We start from the raw sequence: 22,080 nt of genomic DNA on the forward strand, positions 1-22,080 counted from the left end.
AACTTCATAATAGAGAGAGGTTAAACAAAGAAACTTATTATCAAACTTACTAAAAAGCCTACTAACGCAACAATCGTACTCATCGCTGTCCACGATTTAAGCGTATCTGCTACACTCATTCCAAAATAACGGTTAACCATCCAGAATCCAGAATCATTAACATGGGAAGCAATGGTTGAACCTGAAGCAACCGCTATTACTAGTACTCCCATGAACGGTTCACTAACGGACATTGTACTTACAATTGGGCCAACGATACTGGAAGTGGTAACCATTGCCACAGTTACTGAACCAATAGAAATCCTTAGTAGTGCTGCTGTTAGGAAGGCAAATACAACGATTGGAAGATCTACTTGCTGCATTGTATTTGCTAGCACATCACCTATACCAGAAGCAACAAGTACTTCTCCAAATATTCCACCAGCACCAGTGATTAGAATAATGATTCCTGCAGGTTCAAGTGATTTTGTTGTTATTTGCTGAATTTCATCTCTCGTATAGCCTCTCTTAGTACCCAAAATATAGAATGTTAACAATGTGGTAATGGTTAAGGCTATGTATGGATCCCCAATAAAGGTTAATATCGTTCTAATTGTTGAACCTTCATCAAATATAAATGGCGAAACGGTATTAAATAAGATCAAAACTAAAGGTAATAATATAAGGGATAAAACGGTTCCAAATCCCGGCAGCTCTTTTTGATTTTCCGTTGATGGTTCTAATTCAGCTAGTGCCGCAGCTTGTTCATCCATCATTTCGGGAACATTTATATGAATTCTTTTCGAAATAAATTTACCAAAAAGAGGACCTGCCAAAATCATAGCTGGTATACCAGCTATTAATCCGAATAAGATAACCCAACCTATATCAGCTTCTAAAACGGACGCTGCCGCAATTGGCCCTGGTGTAGGTGGAACCATACCATGCGTAACAAGAAGTCCAGCTAACAATGGAATTCCGTAGAATAATAGCGATTTTTTTGACTTATTAGCTAATGTATATAAAATAGGAACAAGAATAACAAGTGCTACATCAAGAAATACTGGAACAGAAATAATCAAACCAGCTACACCAAGTGCCCAAGGTGATTTCTTTTCACCAAATTTGTTAAGCATCGTTAAAGCTAACTGTTCAGCACCTCCTGAAACCCTGAGCATTTCACCAAACATAGCACCTAAACCAATGACAATAGCAATAAATGCAACTGTGTCTCCCATACCCTTTTCAAAAGTAGCTATAATTTCTTGTGGAGACATTCCAACGCCGAGTCCAAGCAGTATACTTACCAAAATAAGAGCTACAAAAGCCTGCAGTTTTGTTCTCATAACAAGGAGTAAGAGCAAACCAACAGCTAGTGCAGCGGCAATGATTAGCCAAACTGCAGAATCCATCTTATTCCTCCTTCATTTTTACATAATATTCTTAAAACTTATAGTAAACTCTGGTTATTAGAATTATGTTTTTTCTTTTTTGAAAGACTAATTCGTAAAAGAGGAAAGGAATAGATTATAAGATTTTGTTGATAGAATTATTGAACTCTCCTCCAGCTCTATTCCGCTTCTCCCCTTAATACTCATTAGTCATAAATACTTTTTAAAATTTCTCTTAATTATCTGTAGGTAACTTCCTTTGTTTCTTCCATGTCTTTCTTTATCCAGTGAATAAGTTCTTTCTCACGCTCATGCTCCATTTTAGCTGTCTGCTCAGGTGACCAACCATAAAATCCTTTACCCGTTTTCGGACCGTAATGACCATTTTCAACTAATTTGTCCATCGTTGGGAAAATATCCTTTTTATCACTTAAGTCCTGGAAAAGGTATGATGTAATGGAAGAATTTGTGTCTAAGCCTCCCATATCCATCGTCATAAATGGCCCTGTCACACCAAAACGACGGCCAAGACTATAACGAATAGCGGCATCAATATCTTCCATGGAGGCGATTTCATTTTCAAGGATATATTGAGCTTCTCTAAAAATAGCGTACTGTAAGCGGTTACCAACCTGACCTAATACATCCTTTTTAACAAAAATTGGTTTTTTATTCATAGATTCAAGCAATGTAAATGCACGCTCTATTGTTTCATCCGATGTATGATCACCACGTACAACTTCTACTAACGGCATTAAGTGAGCAGGAAGCCAAAAATGTGTTACAACAGTACGACTGGGATTGTTTGTATGTCTAGCAATTTCAGTTGCACTAAGTCCAGATGTATTACTGGCAAGAATTGTGCTTTCATCACAAATTTCATCTATTTGTTTAAAGAAGTTTTGCTTTAATTCCAGATTTTCCGGAATGGCTTCAATTACGAATGTGGCTTCCGAAACACAATCTTCTAATGAGTCAGTATAGGTGATTGCCTTTTTAATTTGTGCTTTTTTATTCTCATCAAAGATGTCATAATCTACTAAGACATCCAGTTTCGCTTCCACTCCAACTTTAGCTCGCTCTATATCCGTTTCGTCTGTCCCCCATACTTTTACGTCAATTCCAGCCCAGGCAGCGGTTAAAGCAATAGAGTGTCCCATGATTCCTGAACCTGCGATAGATAGCTTTTCCTGATTAGACATTATTTTAGCCCCTCTCAATTAAATTTTTATACTCCATAGAATACTCACTTCATTGAATGAACTTTTGTGATTTGTAATCGTTTTCTTTTATCTTTATGGGTTCATATTATCATTTATTTTCATAATGTCAATATAAATCATTGTTTTTAACTGTTTTAAATTCAAATATATTTTAAACGAAAACAAACAATAACAATTAAAAATATGACTGTTAGATATATCAAAAAAGAGCTCATGTATATTTTAACAGGACAGGACACGAAACCAGACGAATACCTCTTCGTTTCGTGTCCTTTATGCATGTTGTGTTAGTTTAATAAACTTTCAACATGTTCCATTACATTTTCTACGGTAAATCCATATTTTTCGATCAAGGTGTCGCCATTTCCCGATGCACCAAAGGTATTTATTCCCAAAACTTTCCCTCCATCTCCTACAAAACGATCCCATCCAAATGGAGAGGCCATTTCAATGGCTAGGCGTGCTTTAACATTTGGTAGGATGACAGAGTCTTGATATTCCTTACTTTGTTTTTCAAACCGATCCCAGGATGGCATACTAATAACACGAACATCGATATTGTTCTCTTTTAACTCCTGTTGCGCCTTTACTGCTAATTGCACTTCAGAACCTGTGGCAAGAATTTGGGCATCTGGTACTTGCTTTTCTGCATCACTAACAACATAGGCTCCTTTTTTGACACCTTCATAAGCATTTTCTTTAGTGCTTTCCAGAGTTGGAAGCTTTTGTCTGGTTAAAACCAATGCTGTTGGTGTATCCTTTGATTCCATCGCTAATTTCCAAGCTGCCTGCGTTTCATTACCATCAGCTGGGCGAATGAGTGATACACCTGGCATTGCGCGATACGAAGCCAGATGTTCTACAGGTTCATGGGTTGGGCCATCTTCCCCTACAGCAATAGAGTCATGCGTCCACACATACGTAACCGGTAATTTCATGAGTGCAGAAAGTCTTACTGCGGGACGTAAATAATCACTAAAAACAAAGAACGTTCCACCAAACACCTTTAATCCTCCGTGCAAAGCCATCCCATTTAAAGCTGCTGCCATGGCAAATTCCCGTACACCAAACCATATATTCTTACCGGCAAAGTTGTCTTTTGAAAAATCACTCTGTCCTTTAATGGTCGTTTTATTTGATCCAGCCAGATCAGCACTGCCACCAAAAATATTTGGTATCGTCTTCGTCAGTGCATTGATTACCTCTCCAGAAGAGGCACGTGTGGCCAGTGAGTCACTGCCTGGTTCATAAACAGGTAGATTCTCATCCCAATTATCGGGTAATACATCGTCTATGGCCGCTTGTAATTGCTTACCTTCTTCAGGATAGACTTTTTTATAATCCTCAACTAATTGATTCCATTCAGCCTCCTCCTGTTCACCCTTACTCACGACCTTCTCATTAAAATCATTATAAACTTCCTCAGGTACATAGAAGTTTTCATGTGTCCAGTCGTAATTCTCTTTTGTCAATTTCACTTCATCTTCACCAAGCGGCGCACCGTGTGAAGCAGAGGATCCGGATTTATTAGGAGAACCATAGCCAATAACGGTTTTCACCTCAATGAATGTAGGTTGATCTGTATTATGTTTGGCTTGCTTAAGGGCTTCTTGTATATCACTTAAATGATTCCCATCTTCTACACGTAAAACCTGCCATCCATAGGAGCGAAAGCGGTCCCCAACGTTTTCAGAGAATGATCTGTTCAAATCTCCGTCAAGCGAGATATCATTCGAATCATAAAGGACCACTAATTTCCCTAAACCTAAATGTCCTGCCAGTGATGCGGTTTCATGGGAAATCCCCTCCATCAAATCCCCATCACCTACCAGGGCAAATGTGTAATGATCTACTACGTTAAACTTTTCTTTATTATAGATTGTCCCTAAATGAGCTTCTGCCATTGCCATTCCAACCGCAGTAGCGATCCCTTGACCAAGGGGGCCTGTTGTCGTTTCTACACCATCCGTATGATGAACTTCAGGATGTCCCGGTGTTCTGGAACCCCATTGACGGAAGTTTTTTAAATCCTCCATCGTTACATCATAGCCTGATAAATGAAGTAAACTGTATAATAGCATTGATCCATGACCCGCAGACAGCACAAAACGGTCACGATTAAACCATTTGGAATGCTTTGGATTATGACTCATAAAATCTGTCCATAGCTTATAAGCCATTGGTGCTGCACCCATGGGTAAACCTGGATGCCCTGAATTAGCCTTCTCAATGGCATCAATGGATAAGGTACGAATTGTATTTATGGATAATTGTTCAATAGATGCAGTTGTGGTAGTGCTGGTCATTGCTCCTCATCCCCTCTCTTATATGATGTAGGAAATTACCTTTAATAGAAATTACCGGGACCGGGAGAATTCAAATGCTCTGCCAAATCTCCTTTAGTACTAATAGATTGGCGAAGCTTTACTTTGGAACTTTCTCCCAATCTGCCAAGAATTTTTCAATACCATTGTCTGTTAATGGATGTTTCCATAGTTTTGGTAATAGTGATCCTGGTATAGTCGCAATATCTGCACCGGCTCTTGCCGCCTTTTCGAGATGCCCAATCGTTCTCACACTTGCTGTAATAATTTTCGCATCATAGTTATAGTTTTTTAAAACGACTTTAAGATTTTGAATAAGTTCAATTCCATCTTCCCCGATATCATCAACCCTTCCAACAAATGGGCTAACATAGGTTGCACCAGCTTTTGCCGCCATCAATCCTTGAGCTACAGAGAAAACCAATGTAACATTAGTCTTAATTCCTTCTCCAGATAAAATATTAACGGCTTCCAAACCTTCTTCTGTCATGGGTATCTTTACAACAACATTGGGTGCCCACGTTGCAATATCTCTTGCTTCCTCCACCATTTCATCTACTGTTTGACCAATCACTTCAGCACTTACTGGGCCATCTACAATGCTACAAATCTCTTTTATGGTTTCTTTAAAATCTTTATTTTCCTTAGCAATGATAGAAGGATTTGTCGTTATTCCATCCACTAGACCTAGTCTATTAATTCTCTTAATCTCTTCAACATTGGCTGTATCTAAGTAAAAATCCATAAATAAAACCTCCTATTCTAAAGTTTTAACTGTTTGTGACAGGGGAGATGTGCATTTTACGTATCTTATCTTTTTTTCGTTGCCATTTATTAATGCCGAATGAGTGATGTAGTTGTTATCATCCGTTTTAATCCCATCCACAAGCAGATTGTTTGTTATACCTGTTGCCACAAATAAGCAATCATCTGTACTGACTAATTGATTATGATGTAAAATAGCGTTAGGATTATTTATCCCCATTTCCTTACATCTGATAAACTCATTATCATTTTGTGGCATTAGTTTCGCTTGCATTTCTCCACCCAAACAGCGAACCGCAACGGCCCCTAAGACTCCTTCAGGTGCACCGCCAATCCCAAGAAATAAATCAATATCCAGGGTTTCAATACATGTAGATGTGCTATAAATAACATCCCCATCATGAAACAAATGAACCTTTGCACCTGTATTTCGGATTCTATCAATGATATCATGATGTCTTGATCGATCTTGTATAAGAACATTTAACTCTGAAATCGCTTTCTTGTTAGCTTTGGCAACTGCAGCTATGTTCTCTTCTATTGGCTCGTTTAAATCAATTTTCCCTTTCGCTCTTGGGCCTACTGCTAGTTTTTTCATGTACATATCTGGGGCATATAATAATGTTCCTTTAGGAGCTGCTGCTATGACGGCTATCGCATTACTTTGGCCGTTTACTGTAGGGGTCGTTCCCTCAATGGGATCTACTGCGATATCGACTTTATGTGATCCACCAGCTCCCACCCTCTCTCCAATGTAGAGCATCGGTGCCTCATCAATCTCCCCTTCTCCAATGACAACAGTAGCCTCCATCTTCATGTTGTTTAATGCTTCGCGCATAGCGTCAGTAGCAGCCCCATCAGCTGCTATTTTATTACCACTGCCAATCCATGGCATTGATGCTATTGCAGCTGACTCTGTTACTCTTAGAAAATCTAATATCAAATTTTGCATCAGGCACGCTCCTTTTAAGTTAACCTCTCAGTTAACACTACAATTACTGCCCTTAACTGCCTCTTTGTAATTTTGATTAACAAATTCTTGTTCTTTTTCTACAATTTTATCTACTTTACGTTTTGATCCTTCTGCCCATGCAACATTTAAATAAGCATCCACTACTTTTTTCGCAACTTCTGATCCAATAATTTGCGAACCCATTGTAAGAATTTGTGCATTATTGCTTAGTTGTGCACGTTCAGCTGAATAGATATCATGAGCAAGCGCCGCACGAATTCCAGGGTATTTGTTCGCTGTAATACATACACCAATACCTGTGCCGCACATCAAAATGGCACGGTCTACTTTTCCTTCAGTAACAGCCTGGGATACTTCAAACGCCACATCAGGGTAATCTACTGCATCAGAAGTGTGACATCCATAATCCACTACCTCATGCTCTGTATTAACTAAATGTTCCTTTATGGTTTCCTTTAATTCAAATGCATTGTGGTCACTGCCAATTGCCAGTTTCATAAAAATTTCTCCCTTCCCTTTTTGTAATATACAAATTCATTTACATTCTCATTTTATTATAATCTTTCGTTTATTTCAATCATTTATGCTCATTTGATTTCGTTTTAAAAATAAACGACAAAATATGAACGTTAATCAGCGTGTATCACTTATATATAAGGACATATCTACTATCCATTCCATATATCCATTTAATAAAAATAAAAATCATTTATTCTGTTTATTTTCATTTTTCTTCGTGATATGATAAATTAGGTAATCATGTCCTATTCGTGTCTTCCGGTTTGACTCTGACTCGGGCCTTTACCGGAAACAAGTTTGTGAAAAATAAAGTTAAATAGCCGAGGTGAGTATATGGGTAAAATTTTCGCTGAGGAGAGGCGGAATTTAATTCTAACCCAACTCCAAAAAGAAAAACGCTTAACCGTAAAAGAATTAGCTCAATCCTTAAAAGTATCAGAAGCCACCTTACGTTCAGATTTAAATATAATGGAAGAAGAGGGGTTATTAACGAGAACACACGGGGGAGCGGTGCTTAATGAAAGTATTCCACCAAAAAATAACTTCTCTGACAGAGCAATGAAAAATATTGAGTCTAAAAAATCTATTACAAATATAGCAATAAATCTGATTTCTTATAAAAGCAGTATTTTACTCGACGCTAGTACAACAGCTCTCGAATTAGCCCACAAATTAAAAAGTACAGATATGAGACTTACTGTTGTAACCAACGGATTATCAACAGCTATAGAATTAAAAGAGAACCCAAATATAAACGTTATATTAATGGGTGGTATTGCAAGAATGGGATCAATGGCTTTAGAGGGCCCTCTTGGTACTGATATTCTAGATAAAATTAATATTGATATTATGTTTACATCAGCTAGCGGATTTACAATCGAGGAAGGTCTTACTGATTTTAACGTTTATGAGGTAGAGCTAAAGAAACAAATGGTTAAAAAGGCAGATAGAGTTGTTGCACTTCTGGATCATTCCAAAATAGGGAGCAGTTCTATTTCAAGTTTTGCAACAACTGAACAGATTGATACGATTATTACGGATGAAACGATTTCTGATGAAATGTTAAATGAACTGGATTCTTTTGATGTTGAGGTAATTATAAAAGAATAAAAGCAGGTGCCTGTCACCACCCGAATTTTGTCGAATTGCCCAAAATATTTTGGCCTATCCCCATCATTAAACGGGGATAGGCCTATTTTTAATCCGTGAAACAATCTATGAAACAAGATTTTTCGGGTGGTGACAGGCACCCTAAGCTTCCAAAGCTCTTTCACGCAGTTTAAATTTCTGTACTTTACCACTTGCTGTCATGGGGTATTCTTCTGTGAATTTAATGTATTTTGGGATTTTATGTCTTGAGATTTTTCCTTTACAGAATTCTATGATTTCTTCTTCTGTTACTTTTGCATCTTCTTTAGGAATGATCCAGGCCATTACTTCTTCACCATATGTGTCATCAGGGATTCCAATGACCTGGACATCCAGAACGTCTGGATGCGTGTATAAAAACTCTTCAATTTCTCGGGGATAAATATTTTCACCCCCACGAATCACGATGTCTTTGATTCGTCCTGTAATTTTTACATAGCCTTCTTCGTCCATCATGGCTATACCACCCGTATGAAGCCAGCCCTCTTTGTCAATGGTGTTTTTCGTAGCTTCCACATTGTTATAATACCCCTTCATCACAAGGTATCCTCTTGCACAAAGCTCACCGGATGTATGAGGAGGTACTTCTTCATTCGTAGCAGGATCCACAATTTTTACTTCTACATTCGGTTGGGCTTTTCCGACTGTACTTACTTTAAATTCAATAGGATCATCTGTTTTCGTTTGTGTAATAACAGGAGAGGATTCGGTTTGACCGTAAGCAATGGTGATTTCTGAAATTCCCATCTTGTTCATGACAGAACGCATAACCTCAATCGGACAGTTTGATCCTGCCATGATACCAGTACGTAAATGACTCAAATGATATTGATTAAATTGAGGATGGTTTAGTTCAGCAATAAACATGGTTGGTACACCGTGCAATGCCGTACATTTTTCTTTATCGACAGCTCTCAAAACGGTCTCTGCATCAAATTGCTCTACCATGACCATTGTAGCCCCTTGTGATACAGAAGCTAACGTACCCATTACACACCCAAAACAATGAAAAAGAGGAACGGGAATACACAAACGATCTTCAGCAGTTAAATTCATTCTTTCCGCTACTTGTTTCCCATTATTCACAATATTGTAATGGGATAACATAACGCCTTTTGGAAAACCAGTCGTGCCTGATGTATACTGCATATTAATCACATCATCATAATGTAAACGATTCTTTTGCAGCAAAAGGCTTTCATCAGAAACCGATTGCCCTTTTTCTATCACTTCATTCCAGGTATAACAGCCCTCGTAGTTTTTTTCACTAATCACAATAATATTTTTTAATTTTGGTAGTCTGCTTGACATCAGGTCTCCTTTTTCACTATCTTTTAATTCCGGACAAATTTCATGAAGAATATCGATATAGGAAGTGCCTTTATAGGATTCTGCTAAAATCAAGGTGGTTGTGTCAGATTGCTTGAGAAGGTAATCCAGTTCATCAGCCTGGTAATTCGTATTTACGGTTACCAATACGGCCCCCATTTTACCAGATGCAAATTGCGATAAGATCCATTCGGGTTTGTTATCTGCCCAAATGGCAATATTCTCATCTTTCTCAATCCCTAAGGACAAAAATCCTTTCGCTGCCTCATTAGCTAACTCATCCAATTGGTTATACGTCCACCTTAGATTTCGCTCGGGGTACACCACGGCTTCACGGTCTGGATGAGCTTTGGCCTCCTTCTCCAGTAGTTCACCAATCGTTAATTCCAATAATGACATAATAATGGAGCCTCCTTATTATTTATGAACAACCTAAAATGGAATACAATCGTTTATTCTCTTAAATAACTTCCCTACTATTGCAAATGAATAGTTAAAAATAAAATGTTGTAATCGCTTACATATTTTCTTATGATTTCCATTTACGAATTATTCACCGTAATACATCAAAACAGCTAACCTTAATCCTTTTAATCTTTCAATCTTAAAATTTATGAAATGAACAAGCCTTATCCTTTTAGAAAATTATATTCTCTTTGGTATCTTATCATAATTTTCTAAAAATTCAATATATAATGGGTGATCGAATTCTAATACAGTAGAAGAAAAGAGTTTAAGCAAAGTGGTGGATGGTACAACCTGTAAAAAATGGATTTAGTAAGGCAGAAGTGCAAGATTGGGATTGATTGGTACCAGATATAGAAATGTAGAGGAAAAATTTGCTGACGAGCTAAGAAGTTCTGTTTACCCGATTACATATGGATGGGCCGAGTCTGATCAATAAGTAATGAGAAACCCCTTTTAGCATAGGTAGTTCCATTTCGGTGGAGAAACATACAAAATAGCATTCTAATTAGCAGACTAAGATTAATTTGTTATTTTTCCTTATATATCAACGATTATGTAAAATAACACTTGATTTAGCATACAAAATTACAACCCAAATAGCATATTGGCTATAGCTGTTGTCAACGTACTATTAACTATGTTAAATGGTGTGCTATATGTTAATTTTTTACAAACCAAGTAGGTAATTGTAATTTTATGTTAAAATAAATATAGAGTTTGTGAAGGATTGTTCTTTAACTAACGGCAGGTTAGTGCAAAAGCCATAAATAACTGAGGTTATACATCCGACCATTTGGTTGAGAACAATTTTATATAAAGGTGGTTTAACATGAATTTTATTGCATGGATAATTGTAGCGTGCGAAATTGGATTTTGGATTTTCATTATTGCAGGGTTAGTGACAAGATATATTTTTAACAAGAAAAAAGCAGGTCTTTTTCTATTGGCTATGACTCCAATTGTCGACCTTGTTCTGCTGGTATTCACCAGCATTGATATATATCGTGGAGCAGATATAACATTGGCACATAGCATAGCGCCTATCTACCTAGCCATATCCCTTGTTTATGGAAAATCTATGATTCAATGGGCAGATGAACGTTTTTTATATTATGTGAAACGTGATGGCCCAAAGCCAAAACGGAGAATTGGAATGGATTATGCAAAACACAGTATGAAAGGCTCCCTCCAACATATCTTGGCATACATAATAGGTGGAGCACTCCTACTGTTTATAATTTTCTATATTGGGGATAGCAGTAAAACAGAGATACTATGGCGAACGCTAAAATTATGGGGAATCATAGTATTGATTGACAATGCGATTTCCATCACTTACTTTATTTGGCCTAGAAAAATGTAATGAAAACAACAATAATAGCTAGTAAAAGAATAGACTATTCCAAAATTGAATATGATTATAGGTAAAACGTGAAAAGATGTACTTGAATTAACGGGTGCTTTGGTTGAGTAAGATAATTGGAATAATAGAACGCTTGGATTTTAATCTATCTACCCAAAGGGGCGCATATCATTTCATATCCAAGCGTTTTGGTTTGCTATTTGTATTGTTATTTATGCTGATAAACAAAGTGTGATTTAGTATGTTATTTTAGATTTTTCTCCACGATATCGGAACTACTTACTTTTAGCAGGCTCCTTCATTCTATTATATGTTGGCTTTTCCTAGGATTTATTCGAGAGGTTTATAAACTAGTTCATAACAAACATACTATTTCTATCCTTTTGCCATTCTTATTCTTCCTATCTTCAATCTTTTATTTTATGCAAATGCTTGAGTACTAGCATCACTAAAACCATGATGAAAGCTATTAATAACCAGCCAAAGGTATAAGAATGCGTTTGATCAATGATTAGACCAAAGATGGGTGGAAGTAAGATAACTCCTAAGGATCCAAATGAGATACTGAAACCACTCGATAGACCGGCTTGCTCTTTTGGAACGAGCTCCGAGGCCAGATTCATCCATATACCATTGAAACCGGAGACGGCCAATCCAAAAAGAAAGAATAAGGGTACTAGCAGCCAATAAGGGGTTCCAACTGGAAGAAAAGCAACAATAGTACTAGCACATAATGTAATAATGACAATAATCCCCATTACTTTTAGCCTTTCACCACCAAACACACGGTCACTAATCAGTCCCCAACCAATTCTACCTAGTGAGCCGCCAACTTCCGAGATGACTAGTAAGAAACCTGCTAACACTAAATTGACACCGAGCTGTTGATGGGTGAAAAGCACTAAGTACGTATTTAGTGTCATTTGTGATCCGTTTATTCCCATAGCACTAATACTAATTAATAATAATGGTTTATGTCTCATCATGGCTTTAATAGCCGTGAAAGTGTTTTCGGATGTATCCTTTTTCTTTTCTACTGATTTTACCTCTACTGGATCCCTGTAAAACAGGAAGGCAATGACTCCTGCAGCAATCAGTCCAAAACAGGCAATGGATACAACGATTCTCCAGCCGTACGTCTCCGCTAGCGGTAGCAGTAAGATAGCAGATAAGGCTGAACCGAACGTAATTCCCATTTGTTTAATTCCCATCGCTGTACCTCTTTGGTTTTGAGAATACCAATAAATAATACCCCGATTCGTTGTCGGGTGCATTCCGCCGTAACCGATACCGCCCATTACAATGATCAGTAAAACAAGCCCATACACATTTTGAATCGTCATCAGGAAAAAACTAATTCCTAAACAAGCCGTAAAAATGAATAAAAGTGGCCGAGAACCGAAACGGTCAGCAAAGAAACCAGTCGGGATAGAAGAAATCGCCTGTCCTAAAAACAAGGCAGATGGCAAAAGGCCGACTTGCGCTTTTGTTAAACTTAAATCTTCTTCAATCAGTACACTAAGTGGACCAAGACTCCGTCCGATAACTGCAACCATAATTTGTGCTAAGACTAACCAAAATAACATCCTCCAATGTCCAGGTATAGGATCGTTTTCTACTTGAACAGCAGAGTTTCTCAAAATGAATCATCTCTTTTCCTACCTATAATTCGTGTCCGTTAGATTTTCCAATATTAACAGTAATCCAAGTAAAAAAGCATTGGCAACATGTAGTGGGACAAGGAACCCTGCTGTCCCGCTGTCAACGCCTATAATTCAATAAGTTGATTTGCTTCATTTTCTTGTACCATGGAAACATTCATCATTAAGCTTCCAATCAGGCAGATTATGACATTTAACAGTAGCCCCCATAATCCACTGGCAACACCAAGGAAAGAGGGCCCTAATATAGTCATCAAAGAAGCGACAATAGTACCAGCAAGCATACCTGTAAAAACTGCTTTTGGATGAAGACGCTTCCAATATAATCCTAATATAAGACCTGGAGCAATTTGAATCAATAGTTCAAATTTTAATACGAAAATTTGATAAAGAGTGCCTGGCGGGAACCATGCGATAAGAATGAGAATACCAACTGCCACTACACCGACTAATTTTCCCACTAATAATTTTTTGTATTGTGAGGTTTTGGGATTAATATAATTTCCGTATAAATCATTTGAAACAATCGAAGAAAAAGTAAGTAACACCGAATCGGCAGTTGATACAATCGCTGCTATAACCCCACCGAATAGCAAAACCATTGACCAGTAGAAGATGATGTTCTGGTTTGCGACAACACTGGCCATCATTCCTACTAATTGCTCAGATTCAGCGGTCGATAATTGTGGAAAAGCACTGATACCGATAATTCCGATAATAAAAACGACCCCGGCAGTTAAAAAAGGCATCCAGGCCATTCTGCTGAAAGAACGTTTTAAGGTGCGCTCACTTTCAGCCGAAAAAATCCTTTGAATAGCATGTGGATAAACAGAAGCTCCAATCCCAATTAACACCAGTAAACTAAACCAATTTATCACACTCGGTCCATCTGGGATACCCAGTTTTTCCGGTGAATAAGCCTGCATATAATCGGCAGAAGTAGGTAAACCGCCAAAATAAATAATGGAACCAATTAATAACATGAAAACACCGAATAAGAGTGCTATCCCCTGCATTGTATCCGTATAAGCTACGGATCTCATTCCACCAAGCCAGCCATAAATCAGCATGATTATGACAAAGAAAACAACGCCAACCTGATAAGGAATGGTTCCACCTGTTAAACCGGATACCCCTTGTCCAATAGCAATCAATTGTTCCAGTAAATAATTCCCTAACCCATACAGCATAAGCAAAGAAGCTAAAATCGTGATAGATTTGGAATGATAACGTTTTTCAAACCACTCAGCAGGTGTTACCAATTGATATTTTTTCCCTAAGGAATATAATCTGGGAGCAAATAATAAGTAGGCGACTATAATCATAATGAAGAAAGGAACAGATACTAAATATTCATATCCTTGGCGATAAGCTGAAGGTGGATAGCCAACGACAGTATTTCCACTATATTGGGTCGCAAAAAGGGTAAAAAATAGTACGATGACGCCAAGTCCCCTGCCACCAAGATAATACTCATCCATGCTTTGATGTATATTTTTATTTTTTAAGTAAGTAAAAAGGCCAACTCCAAGCATAATCAATCCATAGACTAACAGAATTAAAACACCCGCCCAACCAGAAAATGCTAAATCCATAGATTAGTTATCTCCTTTCTTTTTTGCTTCTTCTTTTTCTTCTTCTAACATCCAATGAAACTTAATGACATACGACAAAAAAGCTGACAAAAGGATTGACCCAATAATAATAATCAAAGCCCAGAGTGGAATTCCGTAAACCAAAACTTCCCCAAAACTTTCCGGGAAATACCACGGAGTAATGAGGGCAAGTAAAATTCCAAATCCAATCCACAACTTACCATTATTAATAGGTTCCTTTTTTTTATCCATACTGTCTCCCTCCTAATAAATCAAAATATTCACAATTATAAAGGTGTATTTTAACCTGTCATATAGATTAAAGAATAGATTTATATAAAGTTGGACATGGATACGATTACTCATGACGTTTACTGGATTGCTTTCTATTCATACCCGGGTGGAGTATTTTGTTATACAATTTCATTAGCAATTACCATTTTGGTGTAACCATTCTAATACATTTATCATGAAAATGATTCTCGGAAACTATAATCTATCAATGCCCAAACCGCTTCCCCGCTGTAAGAAACCTAATCCGAGGTCTCACTTTTAAGCTATCGATGAAAAAAGTAATGATGTTCAACTGCAGGACTCATCCATACCTTAGAGTCTCCTCAACCAGTGACAACAGTTCTTCTGAAAGTTTTATACAGGATGTAGATCAGTGATTTTACCCGCTTTAATCACTTGTCCAGCTACCTCATGCCCTAAAATCGTCTCTAAGTATTTCGAAACGCCAATTAGACAATCTAAATCTACCCTCATTTCATAATCCATAAAGGCAAGCATATGAACAAGATCCTCAGTACAGATGTTCCCAGTTGCCCCTGGAGCAAACGGGCAACCACCTAAACCTCCAAGGGATGCATCAAATCTTCTCACCCCAGCATGGATTCCTTCAATGACATTTGCAAGTCCCATCCCACGAGTGTTGTGGAAATGCAAGGTCAGTGGTAAATTCGGCCATCGTTCCAGCACTTTTCTGCAAAGTTTATACACTTGCTTCGGATTCGCCATCCCTGTCGTATCTGCTAATGTAATACCCATGACTCCTAACTCAAGATAGTGATCAACTAACTTTAGTACGCGGTCTTCATCAATATTGCCTTCGAAAGGACAGCCAAATGTGGTTGCAAGTGTCCCATTGACTGCAATATCAGTACCTGATAGATAGCTAGCAATATCACTGAAACCCCTAAACGATTCGTCTACAGTTCGCCGCACATTTTTTTGATTATGGGTTTCACTTACTGAAACGACTAGATTCACCTCATCCGCCTTACATATTGCCGCACGTTCTGCCCCCTGTACATTGGGAATTAATGCGGTATACGTAACGTCTTTTTTGCGATTAATACTCATCATGACTTCTTCCGCATCTTTTAAATTAGGAACTGCCTTAGGAGATACAAACGAGGTGACTTCAATTTTATCAACACCCGCATCACTTAACCGATTGATCAAATCAATTTTTTGTTCTGTTGGTACAAACTGATCCTCAATTTGCAATCCATCTCGAGGTGCAACTTCCTGGATAGAAATACTCTCCAAATCCATCACCTCCATTAAATAATTCCTTTTTCTTTTAGTTCTTGAATTTTATTCTCATCATACGCAAGCCATTTTTCCATGACTTCATCCGTATGCTGTCCAAGTTCAGGACCAAGCCATTTTATGTCTCCAGGAGTTTTACTCATCTTTGGTACAATCCCTGGTATTTTTAGACTCTCTCCATTGTTCATTTTAAAGGGTTGAATCATTTCTCTATTCCAATAATGCGGGTCCTTAACGATGTCTTCTATACTATATATAGGTCCAGCTGGCACCCTTGCTTTATCCAGAATATCTAAAGCTGTTTTGATATCTAAAGTTTTCGTCCATTCTTCAATTAATCCATCAAGGTAATCCGCATGAGCAGCACGGCCGCTATTGCTTTGGAAACGTTCATCTTCACTCAACTCTGGGTGGCCAATAGCTTCCATCAATCGCTTAAAAATAGCATCACCATTTCCACCAATTACAATATATTTCCCATCTTTACATAAATAGGTGTTCGACGGTGCAATTCCTGGAAGGGACGAACCGGTACGTTCTCGAACAGCACCCATTTTGTCATACTCAGGTAGTGCTCCTTCCATCAAACTAAATACGGCTTCATATAATGCAACATCAATCACTTGCCCTTTTCCTGTGCCATGAATATCTCGATGATAAAGAGCCATCATTGCCCCTATCACTGAATACATAGCAGCTAAGGAATCTCCCAAGCTAACGCCGACTCGGGTTGGTGGTTGATCAGGATATCCAGTTAAATAGCGAAGCCCGCCAATGGATTCCCCAACACTACCAAAACCTGGTTTATCTTTATAAGGACCTGTTTGACCGTACCCGGAAACCCGAACCATAACCAGGCCAGGATTGATAGCCGACAACTCGTCATAGCCAAGATTCCACTTTTCCAATGTTCCTGGTCGAAAGTTTTCAATGAGGATATCACATTCTTTTACCAATGCTTTAATGATTTCTTGACCTTCTTCACTCTTAAGATTAACCGTAATCGACTTCTTGTTTCGTGATTGTAATCGCCACCAAAGTGATGTTCCTTCATAAATATGCCGCCAATCACGTAACGGATCACCTTTTCCAGGTGGCTCGATTTTTATGACATCTGCACCAAATTCCGCCATCAATCTACCAGCAAAAGGACCAGCAATTAAACTTCCCATTTCTAAGACTTTAACTCCTTCTAAACTTTGACTCATGCTAAACACTCCTTTTACCATATAAATGTAAGACATCCCCAATTTCATTGATTGACTGAAAGAAAAAGTATTTTGTTAGCGCTTTCTTATTTTTGGTTAAAAATGATATAATTTCCTTCACCTTTTATCCAAAACTGCATAATATTGAATTTTCTGAAACTTCCGTCTTATTTTATCAATTTGTATACAAAATGGCAATACCTTTTAAAAACTTTTAATACCCCATTTGCTCTGTACTGTTATATCAACATTTATATGCAAAAGATATTGTGAGTAGTATTTTATTTGTATACAATAAGAAAGAGGTGTTAACAATGGATGCTTATCAATATATCAAAAAAGCAATTTTACATGGAGAATTTCCCCCGAAAATGCGACTCACTGAAGAATACCTGGCAAAAGAAATACAAATAAGCCGGACGCCAATTCGGGAGGCGCTTAAAAAATTAGAATCTGAAGGGTTAATCGTATCCTTAAAGAGGGGCGTTCGAGTTCGTCATTTTACAAAAAAAGATATTCTTCAAATATATGACTTAAGGAAGCTTTTGGAGGGATACGCTGCTGCACAAGCCTCCATTCATAGAACAGATTCTGATCTCGAGGAAATGGAGGGCGCCAACGAAGAATATGGAAATGTTATTCATCATCATTTTAAGACTGGTGATTCGACCATTGAAGACATATTAGAACGTAATCAAAGATTTCATGAATGCATTATAAAAGCTTCACAAAACCAGCATATTTACTCACATATATCAAAGGTTGTTGTTTTACCATTGATATTCCGTTCTTTCTATTGGTTTAATGAAGATCAAATGAGATATTCCTATAATGTTCACAACACCATTCTTAAGGCGATAAAAGAAAAAGACATGGAACGTGCTCGTGCATCGATGCATGAACACATTTACCATGGTAGAGACCAAGTTTTATTACATATTCATGATGTTGATCAAGAATATTCACCAACGTAATATAGTAGTATACTTTTATAAATGGTACTAGATAGTTAAACAGGCTTAACTATGAATCGATTGTTTGTATTCGTCTCTATCAAAAGACTGGAGGATAATTCCAGATAACCAAGACTAAATGAATCGACCAGGCTGCTACGGATTAATGGAAGGTAAATCACCTGTTTGTTCCATCTTTCCCTGATAGTGATAAGCATAAATGGTGAATTCAATCATAATACGGTTTTCAGGGAGCATAAAATCATCGCCCAGTAATTCCTTGATTTTCGTTAGACGGTGATAAAGGGTTTGTCGGACAATATATAGCTCTTCGGCAGTTTCTTTTTTTGATCCCATATTTTTTAGATAGGAATGAAGTGTAAGAAGCAGATTACCGTTATGATCTTGATCATAGCGTATTAGGGATCCAATATAATCTTCTATAATTTCTTGAAGTTCTTTTGTATTTTTAAGCTGATCGATGATTCGATAAACATGTAATTGTTTATAATATGGCTTCTCTAAAGGCAAGTATGTATTTTGGAAGGTTAGTGTAGATATAGCTGTTTTGTAGCTTTCCTTTAAATGATGATAGTTTTCAACGGTTTTTCCGAAGCTGATCCATTTAATAGAGGTTATTTTATCAATGCGACTCATCCGTTTTAGTTGTTTTACTGACTTCGTTAACCGGTAAAATAAAGATGATGATTTGTGCTGATTGATGAGTAAAATGATAAGATAGTGTTCATTTAAGTCCATCGCAGTGACAAAATAAAAGCCGCTTTGAGTAAAAATGCCTCGCGCATTCATCATTACATAGTTTACTGATTGTTTATGTTCCTCATTGTCCTGACTACCTTTATCGTTGGAAGTCGGAACAATACCAATCATAGCTTCTCCTAATCGAATATAGGGATGTAGCTGAAGAAGTTCCTCAACAACTTCCTGATGGGATAGCTTTCCTTTAATAGCATCTAAAATCCATAAATTATATGGAACGGTTCTTACAGCTCTTTTTTCAAATTGATTCCATATATACTGATTGATAAAGGCTGCACATCGCCCCAACGCTAGACTATCAAATCTATTAACCTGCTCTTTTGACTCTAATACATATAAATTCCCTATCTCCTCCTGGAAAATTGTGAGGGGCTGACTGGTGACATTTTTCTTATCGTTTGCTATATTATTTAACCATTCTCTCTTCGTTTCATTACGAATTGGAGGGAAAAACCAGCTTTGTCCGTCATTTAGCACAACCGTTACGGATTTGTTCGTATATTTATGAAGGATTCTTAAAAAATCCCCTATTTTCCTCCCATTTAATAATGCTTTATTCAAACTTTTATATATTTCTTCTAACGTAAGCCACATTTTTTGCTCATAACCCAGGACCATTTCTTGTATATCTTTGGTAATATCAACGAACTTAACCTCATGTGAAAAGGTGATGATGGGAAATTGATGCTGGTCTGCAAGCTGACACATCTTGGGGGGAATATTTTTTATATAAGTTCCTAGTTCAACACATAAGGCGGAAGCATCATGATCGATAAGCTGCTGTAAATAGTTGAGGCAATTTTCATGATTATGATCCCAGCTAACTCCTGTCGTTAAGATAAATTCCTGTCCATTAAGTAAATGGCCAAACTTTTCAATTTCTACTATATGAGGCCATTTAATTACGTTATCTAACCCTTCATGCCCAGCAACAACGCGTGATGATTGAAAATAGGGTCTATGTAACACATCTTCCACAGTTACCTCCGCTTTATTCACGTTTGTGTGAAACCTCCCTTATCTTCTAGGCTCTGTTATGCATAGGTGTTCATTTCCGCAAGTGCGCACACTTTCCGCGAGTGGTCCGGGAGCATCCTCGGCATTAGCCTGCGGGATATACCGCTCCACCCCCAGGAGTCTCGCTCACTTCCGCTCCCATCAACTTGGCAGAAAATCAACAATTAGCTTTAACACAGCCTTCCTTTAATGGGCAAAATGTTTATATAATCACAATCAAATTTTAACACCATGTCTAATGATGTGCAAATTTTTAGAATATACAATAAATTTACAAAGGAGGGAATTGAATTGGTTCAAACACAACAAAAATATGACAAGTTAAAAAATTTCGTTGGAGGTCAATGGATTGAAGCGATAAGTGGAAAGTATGAAAATGTACCGAACCCTGCAACAGGTGAAATCCTTGCAGAAGTCCCCATTTCAAGTAAAGATGACTTAGATCTTGCAGTAAATGCTGCAAATAAAGCATTTAAGCAATGGAGTCGGACGCCGGTTCCCAAAAGAGCACGAATCATGTTTCATTATCAGCAATTGCTGCAAAAAAATCATGATGAATTAGCCAAAATAATTACGAAAGAAAATGGAAAAACATTACAGGATTCGTACGGTGAAGTTCAACGGGGTATAGAATGCGTGGAATTTGCCGCTGGAGCTCCTGAATTGATGAAGGGTGAGGTGCTTCCGGACATTGCAAATGACATTGAATCGGCCATGTATAGATATCCCATTGGTGTAGTTGGAGGAATTACCCCCTTTAATTTCCCTATGATGGTTCCATTATGGATGTTTCCTCTTGCCATTGTGTGTGGCAACACATTTGTATTAAAGCCTTCTGAACGTACTCCATTACTAGCTAGAAAACTGGCTGAACTATTACAGGAAGCTGGTTTACCTGATGGCGTACTCAATATTGTTAATGGAGCCCACGATGTGGTAAATGGACTACTGGAACACGATAATATTGATGCCATTTCCTTCGTTGGTTCTCAGCCTGTAGCAGAACATGTATATAAAACAGCTGCAGCGCATGGTAAAAGAGTACAAGCTTTAGCTGGAGCTAAAAATCACTCTATTATTATGCCGGACTGTGATATTGAAAAAACAGTAGATGGTGTGATAGGAGCAGCCTTCGGAAGTGCTGGCGAGCGGTGCATGGCTTGTTCTGTTGTTGTTACAGTAGGAGATGTGTCAGATCGCTTTATAGACGCATTACTGGACAAAACCGATCAAATTAAAACAGGAAATGGTCTTGATGATTATACATCTTTAGGACCTTTAATTCGAGATTCCCATCGTGATCGGGTTGTAGATTATATTGACAAAGGTGAAAAGGAAAATGCAAAACTGCTACGGGATGGCCGAGTTGAAATGCGTCAGCACGATAAAGGCTATTTCCTTGGAGCGACAATTTTTGATTATGTTGAAAAAGATATGAAAATCTGGCGTGATGAAATTTTTGCACCAGTATTAAGTATCGTTCGTGCTAAAAGTTTAGAGGAAGCCATTGAGATTACCAATGCTTCAGACTTTGCCAATGGAGCAGTTATTTATACCAGGAGCGGGAAAGCGGTAAGAGAATTTAAAGAAAACATTGATGCTGGAATGGTTGGTGTGAATATTAATGTTCCGGCTCCAATGGCATTTTTCCCTTTCTCAGGCTGGAAAAATTCTTTCTATGGTGACCTGCACGCTAACGGAAAAGATGGTGTTAACTTTTATACTCGTAAGAAGATGGTCACAAGCAGGTGGTTTTAAGTTTTTAAGTACCTTTCCGGGAGGGGATTCATACCTCCCCCTGCCTTTGACCTATTAAAATGACTATC

General features: G+C 37.8%; 17 protein-coding genes. 4 read left to right on the top strand and 13 right to left on the bottom strand.

Going from position 1 to position 22,080, the window contains the following annotated elements:
* Positions 1 to 20: 20 nt before the first annotated feature.
* The 6 genes from BMX63_RS02145 to rpiB form a co-directional block, all read right to left on the bottom strand.
* Positions 21 to 1,391 (bottom strand): GntP family permease, encoded by a 1,371-nt coding sequence (locus BMX63_RS02145; protein ID WP_093131484.1) that lies wholly within the window; start codon positions 1,389 to 1,391, stop codon positions 21 to 23.
* Between the two features lie 218 nt (positions 1,392 to 1,609).
* On the bottom strand, positions 1,610 to 2,572 hold the full coding sequence (locus tag BMX63_RS02150) for a 3-hydroxyacyl-CoA dehydrogenase family protein (RefSeq protein WP_177167134.1): 963 nt from the start codon (positions 2,570 to 2,572) through the stop codon (positions 1,610 to 1,612).
* 308 nt (positions 2,573 to 2,880) lie between these two features.
* Positions 2,881 to 4,899, bottom strand: a complete 2,019-nt coding sequence (tkt, locus tag BMX63_RS02155; protein ID WP_093131486.1) for a transketolase — start codon at positions 4,897 to 4,899, stop codon at positions 2,881 to 2,883.
* Between the two features lie 118 nt (positions 4,900 to 5,017).
* Positions 5,018 to 5,662 (bottom strand): fructose-6-phosphate aldolase, encoded by a 645-nt coding sequence (gene fsa / locus BMX63_RS02160; protein ID WP_093131488.1) that lies wholly within the window; start codon positions 5,660 to 5,662, stop codon positions 5,018 to 5,020.
* Between the two features lie 12 nt (positions 5,663 to 5,674).
* Positions 5,675 to 6,634 carry a class II fructose-bisphosphatase gene (glpX, locus tag BMX63_RS02165; RefSeq protein ID WP_093131490.1) on the bottom strand — a complete coding sequence of 320 codons (960 nt, stop codon included), beginning with the start codon at positions 6,632 to 6,634 and terminating at the stop codon, positions 5,675 to 5,677.
* A 27-nt stretch (positions 6,635 to 6,661) separates the two neighbouring features.
* A complete protein-coding gene (rpiB, locus tag BMX63_RS02170; protein WP_093131492.1) occupies positions 6,662 to 7,153 on the bottom strand; it encodes a ribose 5-phosphate isomerase B in 492 nt (163 codons plus the stop codon).
* Positions 7,154 to 7,507: 354 nt separating this feature from the next.
* Here rpiB and BMX63_RS02175 point away from each other — a divergent pair, with 354 nt between their 5' ends.
* Positions 7,508 to 8,284: a DeoR/GlpR family DNA-binding transcription regulator gene (locus tag BMX63_RS02175; protein WP_093131494.1), complete on the top strand. Its 777-nt coding sequence runs from the start codon at positions 7,508 to 7,510 to the stop codon at positions 8,282 to 8,284.
* A gap of 141 nt (positions 8,285 to 8,425) precedes the next feature.
* On the opposite strand, the gene BMX63_RS02180 is transcribed toward BMX63_RS02175, so the two are convergent.
* Positions 8,426 to 10,051 (bottom strand): AMP-binding protein, encoded by a 1,626-nt coding sequence (locus BMX63_RS02180; protein ID WP_093131496.1) that lies wholly within the window; start codon positions 10,049 to 10,051, stop codon positions 8,426 to 8,428.
* Between the two features lie 898 nt (positions 10,052 to 10,949).
* On the opposite strand from BMX63_RS02180, the gene BMX63_RS02185 reads away from it, so the two are divergent.
* Positions 10,950 to 11,483 (top strand): hypothetical protein, encoded by a 534-nt coding sequence (locus tag BMX63_RS02185; protein WP_093131498.1) that lies wholly within the window; start codon positions 10,950 to 10,952, stop codon positions 11,481 to 11,483.
* A gap of 407 nt (positions 11,484 to 11,890) precedes the next feature.
* Here BMX63_RS02185 and BMX63_RS02190 read toward each other — a convergent pair whose 3' ends face one another.
* From BMX63_RS02190 to BMX63_RS02210, 5 genes are all read right to left on the bottom strand, one after another.
* Positions 11,891 to 13,069: an MFS transporter gene (locus tag BMX63_RS02190; RefSeq protein WP_093131646.1), complete on the bottom strand. Its 1,179-nt coding sequence runs from the start codon at positions 13,067 to 13,069 to the stop codon at positions 11,891 to 11,893.
* A 182-nt stretch (positions 13,070 to 13,251) separates the two neighbouring features.
* Entirely contained in the window at positions 13,252 to 14,739 is a 1,488-nt protein-coding gene (locus tag BMX63_RS02195) for a sodium:solute symporter family protein (RefSeq protein ID WP_093131500.1), read from the bottom strand.
* A 3-nt stretch (positions 14,740 to 14,742) separates the two neighbouring features.
* Positions 14,743 to 14,991, bottom strand: coding sequence for a hypothetical protein (locus BMX63_RS02200; protein ID WP_093131502.1), 249 nt, complete (start codon positions 14,989 to 14,991; stop codon positions 14,743 to 14,745).
* A gap of 396 nt (positions 14,992 to 15,387) precedes the next feature.
* Positions 15,388 to 16,293, bottom strand: coding sequence for a hydroxymethylglutaryl-CoA lyase (locus BMX63_RS02205; RefSeq protein WP_220083802.1), 906 nt, complete (start codon positions 16,291 to 16,293; stop codon positions 15,388 to 15,390).
* A gap of 14 nt (positions 16,294 to 16,307) precedes the next feature.
* On the bottom strand, positions 16,308 to 17,504 hold the full coding sequence (locus BMX63_RS02210) for a CaiB/BaiF CoA transferase family protein (protein WP_093131506.1): 1,197 nt from the start codon (positions 17,502 to 17,504) through the stop codon (positions 16,308 to 16,310).
* A gap of 314 nt (positions 17,505 to 17,818) precedes the next feature.
* On the opposite strand from BMX63_RS02210, the gene BMX63_RS02215 reads away from it, so the two are divergent.
* Positions 17,819 to 18,478: a GntR family transcriptional regulator gene (locus tag BMX63_RS02215; RefSeq protein WP_093131508.1), complete on the top strand. Its 660-nt coding sequence runs from the start codon at positions 17,819 to 17,821 to the stop codon at positions 18,476 to 18,478.
* A 135-nt stretch (positions 18,479 to 18,613) separates the two neighbouring features.
* Here the strand turns inward: BMX63_RS02215 and BMX63_RS02220 are convergent, their stop codons facing one another.
* Positions 18,614 to 20,236: a PucR family transcriptional regulator gene (locus tag BMX63_RS02220; RefSeq protein ID WP_093131510.1), complete on the bottom strand. Its 1,623-nt coding sequence runs from the start codon at positions 20,234 to 20,236 to the stop codon at positions 18,614 to 18,616.
* A gap of 249 nt (positions 20,237 to 20,485) precedes the next feature.
* Here BMX63_RS02220 and BMX63_RS02225 point away from each other — a divergent pair, with 249 nt between their 5' ends.
* Complete coding sequence (locus tag BMX63_RS02225) at positions 20,486 to 22,012, top strand: CoA-acylating methylmalonate-semialdehyde dehydrogenase (RefSeq protein WP_093131512.1); 1,527 nt, start codon at positions 20,486 to 20,488, stop codon at positions 22,010 to 22,012.
* Positions 22,013 to 22,080: the final 68 nt, after the last annotated feature.

It is taken from the genome of Salinibacillus kushneri (assembly GCF_900111405.1).
Lineage (GTDB): Bacteria > Bacillota > Bacilli > Bacillales > Alkalibacillaceae > Salinibacillus > Salinibacillus kushneri.